Origin of the sequence: Rhodococcus sp. APC 3903 (genome assembly GCF_030407755.1) — a bacterium.
In the GTDB taxonomy this organism is placed as follows: domain Bacteria; phylum Actinomycetota; class Actinomycetes; order Mycobacteriales; family Mycobacteriaceae; genus Rhodococcus_F; species Rhodococcus_F erythropolis.
Window position 1 is genome coordinate 90,085 of record NZ_JASDCV010000014.1, and the last position, 13,249, is coordinate 103,333.

Consider the following 13,249-nt stretch of genomic DNA (forward strand, 5'->3'; position numbering starts at 1 on the left):
CAAAATGCCTGGCCAATTCATGCCCTCATGCGACAAACCGGGCCGGTGGACTGTTAGTGTTCTGCCACACATGGTGTCCATCGGGGGCCCCATGCGATCTGCGCAGCTCATATTGTGCCGGTTGGGGAACCTCGAAAGACTTAACGGGTTAGGAGTCACAGCATGGCGGAACGCTCAGGGCCGAGCCGGATACTTCCTTGCATTCTGGTGGGCCTCGGTGCCTTCCTTTTGGCCATCGCCATCCTCATTCCTACCTACACGGTAGGCAAGCTGGAGAAGACGCCACTCGACCTCGAGGTGACCACCGTCGCCACGGGCACCGGTAGCGTCCTCAACTCGGCGGCCCTCCTCGGCGGAAAGGCACAGGTCGACACCAACGTGCCGATCGTCGCTCAGCGCTACGTCACCACGCAGGACCCGTCCGACGCCGACATCATCACCGTCGAAGCCGGCCAGACGGTCCGTCGTACCGACAAGCAGGGCGATACCGGACTGCTGACCGCAACCCTGGACCGCGTCACGCTCGATCGCGTCAGCTCGATGCCGACCAACGATCCGGTCGGAACCGTCCAGACGTCCAGCGACCAGCCCGCCGAAGAAGTTTCCCGCGACGGTCTGCAGTACAAGTTCCCGTTCAACACGGAACAGAAGAGCTACCCCTACTTCGACCTGAACGCTCGCGCCACGAAGGACATCGACTTCGTCGAAGAGACCGAGATCAACGGTCTGAAGGTGTACCACTTCCAGCAGACGATCGATCCCGTCGACCTGTCGAAGGTCGTCAACTCCCCCACCAACAAGCTGAGCCTTCCCGCTGACACCTGGGGCGTTCCCGGCGGCGCAACCCCGATCACGATGACGCGTTGGTACACCAACGTCCGTGATCTGTGGGTCGAGCCCAAGACCGGTGTCGTCGTCAAGGGCCAGGAGCAGTTGCACCAGTACTACGGCCGCAACAAGGATGCCGTCGACGTCGAGGTTCTCAAGGTCACGCTGCCCTTCGACGAGGCGACCATCGAGTACCAGGTCCAGCAGGCGCGTGACGGCATGGACAAGCTCTCGCTGTTCGGCCGCACCGTCCCGATCGTGGCAGGTGTCCTCGGAGTCATCGCGCTGATCGCCGGTATCTTCCTCGGCCTTCGCGGCGGCAAGGGCGGAACTCCGGCCCGCGCTGCACACGGCGGAACGAACCAGAATCCCAGCGGCCAGGGTTCGCCCGAGCCGGCTCCGGGTGAGCACGACTGGACCTCGGACGACACTCAGGTGATCCCGCGTCCGGATCTGCGCAAGGACTGATTCAGGCAGTAAGCAGAGCGCCCCTTCCACACGGAAGGGGCGCTCTGCTGCATTTCGGGACTTTGTTGCCGGATCGGCGTACGGATTGGCGCAACGGGTCGTTCCCTCCGCGTGGTCGCGGGCTTAGCGTTTTCTGGAAGTCCAGACCACCCCGAACACGAGGAGCCACATGCCCGCATCAACAGTTCTGGGTTCGCACATCTGTGTCAGCGATCTGACACGTCGGAGATTTGTTGTCGGCAGTGCTGCATTCTCCGGGCTGTTCGCCGCCGGTTGCGCAAGGTCCGCCGGTACCGAGGGCGATGCGTCCGGGATGCGCACGGTCACGACCTCGCTCGGAACCTACGACATTCCGGTGACACCGAAGCGCGTCGTCGCCATCGACTCCCGACTCGACCTCGAACCAGCCGTTGCGATGGGCCTGCCGGTCATCGCGTACAGCTTCGACGCCGCCGAGCCGTGGGTTCCAGCCGATCCCACGGCGCAGGTGTTCGAGGCACCGGTCAACGTCGAGGCAATTCTCGCGCTGGAACCGGACCTGATCATCTGCACCGACATCGGTGAGGCCTCCGACATGTGGCCGCTGCAGCAGTTGAGCCAGACAGCGCCTGTGCTTCCGATGGACTTCACCCGTCCGTGGCGCGAGAACATCGACCAGTTGGCGAGTTGGCTGAATCGCACCGAGAACCCCGAAGTCCGTCAGGTCATCGGAGCGTACGAGGACAAAGCAGCCGGATTGAAGGAACGCCACGCCCGGAGTTTGGCGAGCAAGCAGATCGTGCTGCTGAACTACGTGAATCAGAAGGTCAACGGCGTCAACCGCAAGGGCATCTCCACGCAGGTGGCCGAAGACCTCGGCGTCCAACTCCAGTGGCCCGTCGAGGGACAGAAGGAGATCTCCACCGAAAACCTGGTGACTTCCCTCGACTCGGCCGACGGAATGATCGTCACCACCGCGCCCGGCGTGGATCCCGTCACCGACGACCGCGCGATGTGGAACCGTATCCGCGCAGTACAAGGCGACAACGTCGTCTACACGGGTGGGAACATCAACTACGGATCCGTCTACACCGCGATGCGTACGCTCGACTACTTCGACGATTTGTTCACGCGTCTGGAGAACTGACGTCGCTGTGAGGTGCCGGCCGGGCGCGGTCGGCACTTCGCACTGCGGCGACGGACACCGCCAAGGCCGTCGTCGACGCCACCACCACGGCGACGCCGATCAACTCTCCCGGCGTCTTCGCCCACACCAGCATGACCGTCGCCTCCACAACCAGTCCTGCCCACGCCAGAAGGGCCACTCGCGTGCGTTCTGACGCGATTGCGGACAGCAAAGCACCCTGGAGTACCGCCAGCGCTGCACCGTGCAGGGCGAAGGCCCACAGCATCGGAGCCACGGCGGCGTACGCGTCGCCCACGAGCATCGGCACCAGCGGGCCGGCAACCGCCGCCCCCAGAACCAACACGGCGCCGATACCGACGAGCACCGCCAACGCCGAGCGAACCGCTTGCGCCGAGTGCGCCGGATTCGCCATCTTCGGGTACAGCACGACGCCCACTGCCTGTGGCAGCCAGAACGCCACCTTCGTCGCGACGGCTCCGAGTGCGTAGACACCGGCGTCGTACTCGCTGAGGACGACGCGGACGATCAGCAGGTCCAGCGAAGACAACGCGATCAACGCAAGCTGGACTTGTGACGCCGCGAGCACGGAGACGACGCCGATCCGCACCGCACGGTCCTCGCTCACCGAGACGGTTCGGTCGACCACTCGAACTATCGCCACCAGCAACGCAGTTCCGGCCGCGCCCGCGACCAATGCCGCGCCTGCCCCGCCGCCGAAAGCCAGAACGATTACTGCCGGAAGGACTTTCATCACCCCGGCCCCGGCCAGCACAGCGCTGAGAGTGCCGAATCGACCGTGACCCTGCAACAACCCCTGCTCCGTGGCCAGCAGAACCAACATGGGCGCAGTCACCAATGCCGAGAACGACGCCACGATTCCGGTGTCGAGCAGCCACGCCATCGCCGGAGCGAGCGCAACCGCGAGGACGGCGACGATCGCGGTGCATCGATACCCCAACGACCGCAACGCATCTGTGCTCTTGCCACGCACCGCCTCGCGGGCGACCACCGTCTGCAACGCCAAAGCCGGAACCGCAAGTACCAACTGGGCGGCAAGCAGACTCGCGAACTCTCCGTAGCCGACCGGACCCAACCATCGGCTGGCCAACCATGCCAACAGGTACGACGCGACATTGGCCGTCATCGATCCCACCAAAACCATGCCGACCCCGGCCGCGGCGGCGCGATCGAGTGGTTGGCGAGGCATGGCAGTAATGATGCACCACGTATCGTGCGCGTCATGACAGTGCAAGCCGGATACCGCCGTTACCTGCCTGCGGCGTACAGCCTGGCGCTGGCACTGTTGATCCTCGGACCGCTGCTGGGCCCCGGCTACCTCCTGCTGCGCGACGCCGTCAGCACGCCGCGCTCGTACCTGACCGACTCCGCCCTCGGACTCACCGACGCCGCAGCCCGCGCCGTTCCCCAGGACGCGCTGATCGCAGCGTTGAGCACCGTGATCGACGGCGGACTGGTGGTCAAGTTCATCCTGCTCGTGGCGCTCTGGCTCGCCGGTTGGGGTGCGGCGCGCATGGTCGCCGTCCTGCTGCCGACGGCCGGTCTCGGTCCACAACTGGTCGCGTCGACGGTGATGCTCTGGAACCCCTACGTGGCCGAGCGCCTGTTGCAAGGACATTGGAGCCTGCTGACCGGTTTTGCCGCACTGCCGTGGATCGTGTGTGCCGGAATCGGAGTTCGCCGAGCCACGCCCGGGTCCTGGTGGGCGTTGGCCGCGTCACTGGCATTCGCGGGCCTGACACCTACCGGCGCTCTGCTCGCTCTGACGGCCGCGCTGGTGGTGGTTGCCACCCCCGGAGGCCGAACCTCGGCCATGCGGCGTGTCTGCGGCGCTATCGGGCTGTTCCTCGTCGCCGCCTCGCCGTGGTTGGTCGCCACCTTCGTATCCGGAGCAGCAGGCGACGGTTCCGATCCAGCGGGAGTCGCCGCCTTTGCCGCCCGAGCAGAACCGGGACTCGCGACGCTCGGCAGCCTCGCCGGGCTCGGCGGTATCTGGAACTCGGCAGCGGTACCTTCCACGCGCACAACACTCTTCGCGTTGGTCGGAACAGTTCTTCTGCTTGTCGTGGTGTTTGCCGGTGTGCCCGCTCTATGGCGCCGACGCCGGAACCCCGTTGTCAGTGGACTCGGCGCGCTGGCCCTGTTCGCGGTGCTCGCTCCGACCCTGGGCGCTACTCCGTGGGGGCTCGACGTCGGCCGATGGTCGGTCGAGGTGTTCACCGGCGCCGGTCTACTGCGTGACGCCCAGAAGTGGGTCGCGCTGGCCGTACCGTTCTACGCACTCGCTGCCGCCGCCGCGGTGATGTGGGCGGGCAATCGGTTCTCCCTTCCCCGCCCGACATTCTCGATCGCCGCCGCCGTGGTGACGATCGTGGCGCTACCGGATCTGGTGTGGGGTGTCGGCGGCGCGTTGAAGCCCGTGCACTACCCCGGGTCCTGGACCGTGGTGGCCGAGCAACTACGAGACGAAACCGGTGACGTTGCAGTGCTTCCCGCTGGGATGTTCCGCGCCTTCCCCTACAGCGGTGATGCGCCGGTACTCGATCCAGCACCACGCTTCCTACCCCTCGACGTGCTGCAGACCGGCCAACTGGTGGTTGCCGGTGGTGCTGTCGGCGGTGAAGGAACCCGGGCCACCCAGGTCGAGGATCTGCTGCTTGCCGGCGGGAGTCCTACGCAGTTGGCCGATCTCGGAGTCGGATGGGTACTGATCGAACGTGAGACACCAGGCCAGCTCGGCAAGGCGGCAGCGACACTCGACGGATTGGAACAGGTCTTTGCCGACAACGATCTCGAGCTCTACCGGGTACCCGGAGATGTTGCCGCGCAGGAAGCGTCGACCGGTGCCCGAACTGCCGTCATCGCTGCGCATCTCGCCTGGATACTGATGGGCGTGATCGCGCTGATCTCAGTCGGACTGAACCAGAACCGAATTCGACTCGCGAGGCGCGGCCAGTCCTGAGACCCACCGACCGTCCTTGTGCGCGGTCAGCACCTCGAGCACTCCGGTGCCGGTCTGCTCCCAGGAGAACTCGCCCGACCACACCCGAGCTTTCTCACCGAGCACCGTGCGGAGTTCGTGGTCGCGGAGCAGGGTGCCTGCCGCCTGCGTCAGATCAGCGATGTCGCCGTCGCCGGCGTGCTCACCGCCGACCAACAGCCCGGTCACTCCGTCGACGATCGAATCGGTCAAGCCCTTGGAACTGCGGTAACCGATCGTCGGAACACCGTGCTGCGCAGCCTCGATGACCGCCAGGCCCCACCCTTCCTTCCGCGAAGGCATGAGGTGAATCCACGACTGCGCAAGGAGTTCATGTTTACGAGCCTCGTCGACGTGACCGTAGAACGAGACGGCGTCACCGATTCCCAACTCGGCGGCGCGATCTCGCAGGTTCTGCTCCCACCAACCACCACCGATGACGTCGAGATGGATGTCCGGAAGCGTCGGACGCAGGGCTGCGACGGCCTCGAGTGCGTCCTCGATCTGCTTGTGCGGCACCAGTCGTGAGAGAACCGAGATGGTGGGACGCTCGGCCCTGGTGATCGATCCACCCGCGTCGACGCCGACGGGGAGCCGATCGGCACCGTTGCGCACCACGGCAATTCGTTCGCGCTCGACACCGAGGTCCACCAATTCTTCGGCCGAAGGAAGCGACACCGTCAGATACTGACTACGTCGATGGGTGCGCGGTGACAATCGCGATTCGACCCACCAGCCGATCCGGCCGACGAGCTTGCCTGCCACCGGCCATTGTTCACGATGGCAGTGATGGACCAGTAGCGTGACCGGCGCACCCGCCACGGTCTTCGAGAAGAAGGGGATGCCGTTCTGGGTGTCGATCACCGCGTCGGGGCGAATGCCCTTGAGCGATCCGAAACCCAGACGTCCGGCGGCAATGGCGGCCAGAGCGCGGGGGTACACGCTGAAACGTCCACCGGCCCGGCTGATCGTGATGCCGTCTCGAACCTCCGACGCGGGCGCCCCGGGATACGACGCCGTCCGCAGCGTCACCTTGATACCGCGCTCGGCCAACTGGGATCCGACCTGCTCGAGGTAACGCTCGCTTCCACCGCCCTGGGGATGCCCGGTATCGCGCCAGCAGAGCAACAGAACCTCGCGCACGTGCGTTACTCCCTGAGTTGGTCGGTGGCCACCCCGGTTCGGGCGATCCTGCGGGATGCCCCGCCTGACCGGCCGGTAACCCTGCCGAACACCCTAACTGTTCGAGCGTCCGTATTGCCGCGCTCCTGACGGTGTTCGTGGACCGTGCGACCCAGTGGCTAAAGTTGCTACCCGTGACCAAGCCCGCAGTGACCCGCATTTTCGGCCGACGGGCAACCCTGAAACGCTCGTTCGGCCTGCTCAGCGACTTCCGCCACGAGCAGTCCGCGCCCGACATCTTCTACGGCGCGCTCGCGCGCGACTCCGTCGAATTGATCTCGGACCTGCACGAAGGTCACACCGGACGATCCCTCGACGGTCTCACCGTCCTCGACGTCGGCGGCGGTCCGGGCTATTTCGCGGAGGTCTTCCAGGCCGCAGGTGCCCGCTACATTCCCGTCGAACCCGATCCGTCGGAGATGCACGCCGCGGGTCTGACCGTGGGCGGCGCGGTGCGTGGATCCGGTTTGGCACTGCCGTTCCTGGACTCGTCCGTGGACATCTGCTTCTCCTCCAACGTGGCCGAACACGTCAGCGAGCCCTGGCTGATGGCCGAGGAAATGCTGCGCGTGACCAAGCCCGGCGGCTTGATGGTTCTCTCGTACACCCTGTGGTGGGGTCCGTTCGGCGGCCACGAAACCGGACCGTGGCACGCGCTGGGGGGCGAGTACGCAGCCAAGCGGTACCTCCGCAAGACCGGACGCGAACCGAAGAACAGATTCGGGGTGTCGTTGTTCAAAGTCGGCGCCACCGACGGCCTACGCTGGGCCCGTGGAACCAGCCAGGGCACGTTGCTCGCCGCGATCCCGCGCTACCACCCGTCGTGGGCGTGGTGGATGGTCCGAGTCCCCGGTCTTCGGGAGTTCCTGGTGAGCAACCTCGTCGTGGTTCTCGAAAAGCGATAGCGACATGCGCCTCGCACTCGACATCGGTGGCACCAAGATGGCGGCCGGCGTCGTGTCCGAGGACGGCCGCGTTCCCGTGTTCGACAGTGTGCCGACGCCGCAGACCGACCCGTGGGGAGCGTGTGCGGCGCTGCTCGAACGAGTCGCAGACGGCCGCGACGTCGACGGTGTGGGCATCGCTTGCGCCGGGCCGGTGGACACCGATGCCGGCGTCGTAGCTCCCATCAACATCACCGAGTGGGCACAGGGATTCGAGCTCGTAGCGGGCGTCCGCAGCGTCTTTCCCGACGCCGGAACCGCCCTCGCCATGGACGGAGCCGCAGCGGCATTGGCGGAGTTCCACCACGGCGCCGGACGCGGAACCCCGAACCTCCTGAGCCTGGTCGTCTCGACGGGAATCGGCGGAGGAATCGTCCTCGGCGGTGAGATTGCTCGGGGTCGCACGGGGAACGCCGGTCACATCGGCCACCTCGTCGTTCCAGGATCTTCCGAACCGTGCAGCTGCGGGGGCGTCGGCTGCCTCGAGACGGTGGCCAGTGGACCGTCCGCGGTGCGATGGGCTCGTAGCCAGGGCTGGTCGGGAAACACCGGCCGTGAACTAGCCGAGGGTGCACGCAGCGGCGACGCGATCGCCGTGGACGCGCTTCACCGCGCAGGGACGGCGCTCGGTGGTGCCATCGCCTCGGCGGCTGCCCTCCTGGACGTGGACCTCGCGGTGATCGGCGGCGGTTTCGCCCAGTCGGGTGCACCGCTGTGGGAACCGATGCTCGACGCGGCTGCCCGACATGCCCGTTTGTCGTTCATCGCCGGGCTCCGGATCGTTCCCGCCGAGCTAGGTGGCGCCGGAACTCTGACCGGTGCGGGCTTGCTCGCGCTCACCGCCGTTATCTGACACGCGTTCTTCCCCGATAAATCCGCAGGGAGTCCCACTAAACGGGTGCCACCTGTTCCCAATTTCTGTAACGTGTTTTAGTGTTCTGACTCACACCGTTACGGGCATTGCACGTGACGCCTATGGGAAGGAGGTGACCGTGAGCCCAGACGCTTCCTCATCTGACGTTGCCTCGACTGCTTCTTCGACCGATGAAACCGAGCATCACGCCCAGGTTGCCCGACCGAGCGATTCCCTCCGCGACACCGAAGACCTCCGTGAGCGCCTGGAACGGTGGATGGCCGGCAAGGTGCCGAGCGGATCCACTGTGACCGTCGCCGACGTCACCTTGCCCGCAGCCAACGGCATGTCCAGCGAAACCATCCTCTTCGACGCCACCTGGGACGGCGATCATCATCCCTTGGTCGCTCGGGTGGCACCGACGGAATCGACCATGCCGGTGTTTCCGACCTACGACCTCGAATCCCAGTTCCGCACCATGGCTCAGGTGCGCGAGCACTCGGCGGTGCCCGTACCCGCGGTGTACTGGTCAGAATCCGACCCGGACGCGTTGGGTGCGCCGTTCTTCGTGATGGAACGAATCTCCGGCGACGTGCCGCCAGACGTCATGCCGTACAACTTCGGATCGTGGGTCACCGAAGCGTCCCCCGAGCAACGAAAAACCCTCCAACAGAACTCGGTCGACGTCCTGGCACAATTGCACGCCATCGACAAGCCGTGCGAGCGTTTCGACTTCCTCCGACTCCCGAATTCGGGAACGACTGCACGAGACGCATTCACGGCGCACATCGCCGAGCAGCGCGCGTACTACGAGTGGGTGGTCTCCGACGGCATCAGATCACCTCTCATCGAACGTGCCCTCGACTGGATCGAGGAGAACAATCCCGCGGACGATTCTCCGGCGGTGCTCTGTTGGGGCGACTCGCGCATCGGCAACGTCATGTACCAGGACTTCGCGCCGGTAGCCGTACTCGACTGGGAAATGGCAACTCTCGGCCCGCGAGAGATGGATCTGGGCTGGATGGCATTCCTGCACAGGTTCTTCGAGGACATCGCCGGGTTGGCGAACCTACCCGGCCTTCCCGACTTCCTTCGACTGCCGGATCTCGCGCACACCTACGCCGAGATCACCGGCCACGCCCCACACGATCTGGAGTTCTACGTTACCTATGCCGCACTGCGTCAGGCGGTCATCATGTGGCGAATCCAGGCCCGCGCCATAGCTTTCGGCCAGTCGCAGCGACCCGAAGATCCCGACGACATGATCATGCACCGCGCTTCGCTCGCCGCGATGCTCGACGGTACCTACTGGGAGAGGTTGGCCTGACATGCTCTCACCGATGGACGACTATCCCGTTCACCAGATCGCCGAACCGATCCGTCACGTAGCCACCTCGGATCGAAACTTCTACGACCGCTACTACTTCAATTGCTACCCCACCGAATCCCCCGACGTGTTCCTCATCGTCGGACTCGGCCAGTACCCCAACCTCGGCGTCATGGACGCATTCGCTGTCCTTCGCCGCGGTGACGACCACATCGTTGCTCGCATGTCGAAGGCGCTGGGTGCCGACCGTACCGACACCACCGTCGGACCTCTGCGCATCGAAGTGCTCGAAGGGCTGCAGAAGCTCCGCGTCGTACTCGAACCGGGCAGCGAATACGATCTCTCCTTCGACATCACCTTCGATGCCACCATCCCCGCGGCGCTCGAGCCCAAGCACTTTCGCCGTCAACTCGAACGAGTCACGTTCGACACCTCACGCTTCCTGCAGACCGGCACGTGGACCGGATCGCTCACCGTCGACGGGGAGGACTTCGCGATCGACCCGAAGACGTGGCGAGGTAACCGCGACCGCTCGTGGGGTGTGCGTCCGGTCGGTGAAGCCGAACCGCAAGGCAGACGCGCCGTCGACGGAATCCAGAACTTCTTCTGGATCTACGCGGTCATGCAGTTCGACGAGTTCACGATCTCGGTGATCATGCAGGAAGACGAGCAGGGCAGGCGCATCGTCGAAGAAGCCATGCGAGTGTGGCCGGACGAAGCCAGGGACAACGAATGGCTCGGCCGGCCCGAACACGAGCTGACGTTCTGCCCCGACACCCGCGACGTCACCGGAGCGACCATCACCTTCCACCGGCCAGGCGGTGAAGTCCTCACCGTCGCCTGCGAACTGCTGCTGGCCAACTACATCGGAATCGGCACCGGCTACGGGCTCGAACAGGACTGGCGTCACGGAATGTGGCAGGGCGAACTCGTCGTACAAGGGCTCCGCCACAAGGTCCACGAGATCGAACCGTTCCAACGCATGTTCTCCCCCGTCGACAACCTCGCGTCCTTCACGCTCACCGAAGGCACGAACACCAACACCGGCACCGGTCTTTTCGAGGTAGCCGCCATCGGACCGCACGAGAAATACGGATTCACCAGTTTCACCGACACCGCACAGGCAGACGACGCGTATGCCCTCGCGGCGACCGACAACACCGAGGAATGAATTGATGACTGACTACGACAAGCTCTACATCGGTGGAGCATGGGTGGCCCCGGCCACCGACCAGGTACTCGAAGTGTTCTCTCCCGCAACGGAGGAGCGCGTCGGCAGCTGTCCCATCGCAGCACCGGCAGACATCGACGCGGCCGTGTCCGCAGCCCGCGCGGCGTTCGAGGGACCGTGGTCACGCACCACCCCCGCCGAGCGCGGCGCGATCCTCGCCAAGGCCGCCAAGCTGATCGAAGAGCGCAGCGCGGAAATCAACCAGCTCATCTCCAACGAGATGGGCCAGCCGCCCGCCATGGTCGGCATGATGCAGCAGACCCCGTCGATGGCGACGCTGGGCTACTACGCCGAGCTGGCCGACAAGTTCGCGTGGGAAGAGAAGCGCACCGGCGCATTCGGGCAGACCAAGGTGACCCGTGAGCCCGTCGGCGTCGTCGCCGCCGTGCTGGCCTGGAACGTCCCGCTGTTCCTGGCGATCAACAAGCTGGCCCCCGCACTGCTCGCCGGCTGCACCGTACTGCTCAAGCCCGCACCCGAATCCCCTCTCTCCGTCCACGTGATCGCCGAGATCTTCACCGAGGCAGGTGTTCCCGAAGGCGTCATCTCCGTGCTCCCCGGCGGAGCCGAGACCGGCGAATACCTGGTCTCTCATGCGGGCATCGACAAGATCACGTTCACCGGATCCAGCGCCGTCGGTCGCAAGATCGGTGCCATCGCCGCGCAGAACCTCAAGCGCTGCTCCCTCGAACTGGGTGGCAAGTCCGCCGCGATCATCCTCGAGGACGCCGACATCGCCGCCGGAATGCCGATGCTCGTCATGTCCGGCCTGATGAACACCGGCCAGGCCTGTGTCGCTCAGACCCGAATCCTCGCTCCCCGTTCGCGTTACGACGAGGTCATCGAGGGAATGAAGACCGCGGCAGGCTTCATGACCGTCGGCGATCCGTCCGATCCCGCAGCACAACTCGGCCCGCTGATCTCCGAGAAGCAGCGCGAGCGCGTCGAGGGCTATATCGCCAAGGGCAAGGAAGAAGGCGCGCGCGTCGTACTCGGTGGTGGACGTCCCGCCGGCCTGGACAAGGGCTGGTACGTCGAGCCGACGATCTTCGCCGACGTGGACAACTCGATGACCATCGCACGCGAGGAGATCTTCGGACCCGTCCTCTCGGTGATCCCGTACGACTCCGAGGACGAGGCCATCAAGATCGCCAACGATTCGGATTACGGCCTCGCCGGATCGGTGTGGACCACCGACATCGATCACGGACTCGAAGTTGCCGCGCAGATCCGCACTGGTACCTACGCGATCAACTGGTACGCCTTCGATCCCGGATCACCGTTCGGTGGTTACAAGAACTCCGGTATCGGACGCGAGAACGGACCTGAGGGCCTCGAAGCCTTCTGCGAGACCAAGTCCGTACTCATGCCGCCCGGCTACGTGGGCTGACCCACCCGGGAGTTGGCACCCTTTGCTGACAGTTGGCACCCGTTCCGACCTGCCGGAACGGGTGCCAGCCCCATGAAATGGGTGCCAACTCCCAGCGAATCCACAGATCCACCCGGTACCGTCGAAAACGAATCAGTCATCTCACAAAGGACATTCATATGCTCACCAACGCCATCAACGCTTTCCTCGCACTCTGGGGCAGCGCCTCCGTCGGCAGCAGTGGATACCAGATCCCGCCGGGAACCCTTCCCTTCGGTTCCTGAGACATGAATGTTTGAAGCCCGCCGATTGGTCAATCGGCGGGCTTCAAACGTAATCGAGGCACCATTCAGGCCAGTCCACGCTCCCGACGAAGCGCATCCTCCATCTGCTCATACTCGCGACGCGCAGAATCCCGTTCCAGGATATGACTGCCGTGCGTGCAAAGCTCGGGCGCTCGAACTGCAGGGATGAATATGGAAACGGGCCACGTGAGACCAACTGCTAGAAATCCGAACATTCCTGTAAATATCGCCTCTGTCGAGAAAAAGGAGCGATACACTCCGTGTTTCCTTCTCCAGTAAGACGTCCCTATTGCCCGACCGATTACAGCATAGGAGATGAATGCAATGAATCCGACTACTACCATGTCCATTGAATATCCTCTCGACCGATTGATAACGAATATTTTTCGCCGGATTCAGGCACTCGGCAGCCAACTCTCATAGCGTTGACATCGACGTTCACCGAACCTACTGCGCTAGCCTGAGCAGCATTGACTCATCGGTGCTGCGCGCATGGGCTACCGCCTTGCCCGTGGCACCTCGTGCAATTTCCAAAGGTTCCCCACACCTTCCCCTCCCCGTTGCAGACCGAACATTTGCCGTGCTGGCAATCCCGGCACCTATTGTCGTATCCCATGG

10 protein-coding genes are annotated in these 13,249 nt (G+C 64.6%); 8 read left to right on the plus strand and 2 right to left on the minus strand.

The genetic code is table 11. The features are described 5' to 3' along the window. Window positions 1-162 precede the first annotated feature (162 nt). Together QMA15_RS20455 and QMA15_RS20460 are read left to right on the plus strand one after the other, a co-directional pair. Window positions 163-1,296, plus strand: coding sequence for a DUF3068 domain-containing protein (locus tag QMA15_RS20455; RefSeq protein WP_019747133.1), 1,134 nt, complete (start codon window positions 163-165; stop codon window positions 1,294-1,296). 169 nt (window positions 1,297-1,465) lie between these two features. Next, entirely contained in the window at window positions 1,466-2,422 is a 957-nt protein-coding gene (locus QMA15_RS20460) for an ABC transporter substrate-binding protein (protein ID WP_020906427.1), read from the plus strand. On the opposite strand, the gene QMA15_RS20465 is transcribed toward QMA15_RS20460, so the two are convergent. Next, complete coding sequence (locus QMA15_RS20465) at window positions 2,403-3,629, minus strand: polysaccharide biosynthesis protein (RefSeq protein WP_031331334.1); 1,227 nt, start codon at window positions 3,627-3,629, stop codon at window positions 2,403-2,405. The genes QMA15_RS20460 and QMA15_RS20465 overlap by 20 nt on opposite strands. Before the next feature lie 33 nt (window positions 3,630-3,662). Here QMA15_RS20465 and QMA15_RS20470 point away from each other — a divergent pair, with 33 nt between their 5' ends. Next, on the plus strand, window positions 3,663-5,402 hold the full coding sequence (locus QMA15_RS20470; protein ID WP_290286152.1) for a hypothetical protein: 1,740 nt from the start codon (window positions 3,663-3,665) through the stop codon (window positions 5,400-5,402). On the opposite strand, the gene QMA15_RS20475 is transcribed toward QMA15_RS20470, so the two are convergent. Then, window positions 5,349-6,563, minus strand: coding sequence for a glycosyltransferase family 4 protein (locus QMA15_RS20475; RefSeq protein WP_019747129.1), 1,215 nt, complete (start codon window positions 6,561-6,563; stop codon window positions 5,349-5,351). The genes QMA15_RS20470 and QMA15_RS20475 overlap by 54 nt on opposite strands. A gap of 173 nt (window positions 6,564-6,736) precedes the next feature. Here QMA15_RS20475 and QMA15_RS20480 point away from each other — a divergent pair, with 173 nt between their 5' ends. The 5 genes from QMA15_RS20480 to QMA15_RS20500 all read left to right on the plus strand — a co-directional run bounded on the left by QMA15_RS20480 (window position 6,737) and on the right by QMA15_RS20500 (window position 12,347). After that, a complete protein-coding gene (locus QMA15_RS20480; RefSeq protein ID WP_003945692.1) occupies window positions 6,737-7,507 on the plus strand; it encodes a class I SAM-dependent methyltransferase in 771 nt (256 codons plus the stop codon). Window positions 7,508-7,511: 4 nt separating this feature from the next. Then, the gene (locus QMA15_RS20485) at window positions 7,512-8,399 is read left to right on the plus strand and encodes an ROK family protein (protein ID WP_290286156.1); all 888 of its coding nucleotides are present in this window, start codon (window positions 7,512-7,514) and stop codon (window positions 8,397-8,399) included. Window positions 8,400-8,538: 139 nt separating this feature from the next. Next, window positions 8,539-9,726: a phosphotransferase family protein gene (locus tag QMA15_RS20490; protein ID WP_264613960.1), complete on the plus strand. Its 1,188-nt coding sequence runs from the start codon at window positions 8,539-8,541 to the stop codon at window positions 9,724-9,726. Window position 9,727: 1 nt separating this feature from the next. Then, on the plus strand, window positions 9,728-10,897 hold the full coding sequence (locus tag QMA15_RS20495) for a hypothetical protein (protein WP_042452600.1): 1,170 nt from the start codon (window positions 9,728-9,730) through the stop codon (window positions 10,895-10,897). 4 nt (window positions 10,898-10,901) lie between these two features. Continuing rightward, window positions 10,902-12,347: an aldehyde dehydrogenase gene (locus QMA15_RS20500; RefSeq protein ID WP_003945530.1), complete on the plus strand. Its 1,446-nt coding sequence runs from the start codon at window positions 10,902-10,904 to the stop codon at window positions 12,345-12,347. Window positions 12,348-13,249 lie beyond the last annotated feature (902 nt).

Bases quoted from the DNA above. Each gene is read 5' to 3' on its own strand.
- QMA15_RS20465 (WP_031331334.1), bottom strand. From the start codon at position 3,629: ATGCCTCGCCAACCACTCGATCGCGCCGCCGCGGCCGGGGTCGGCATG.
- QMA15_RS20485 (WP_290286156.1), top strand. From the start codon at position 7,512: ATGCGCCTCGCACTCGACATCGGTGGCACCAAGATGGCGGCCGGCGTC.
- QMA15_RS20455 (WP_019747133.1), top strand. From the start codon at position 163: ATGGCGGAACGCTCAGGGCCGAGCCGGATACTTCCTTGCATTCTGGTG.
- QMA15_RS20500 (WP_003945530.1), top strand. From the start codon at position 10,902: ATGACTGACTACGACAAGCTCTACATCGGTGGAGCATGGGTGGCCCCG.
- QMA15_RS20460 (WP_020906427.1), top strand. From the start codon at position 1,466: ATGCCCGCATCAACAGTTCTGGGTTCGCACATCTGTGTCAGCGATCTG.
- QMA15_RS20495 (WP_042452600.1), top strand. From the start codon at position 9,728: ATGCTCTCACCGATGGACGACTATCCCGTTCACCAGATCGCCGAACCG.
- QMA15_RS20470 (WP_290286152.1), top strand. From the start codon at position 3,663: ATGACAGTGCAAGCCGGATACCGCCGTTACCTGCCTGCGGCGTACAGC.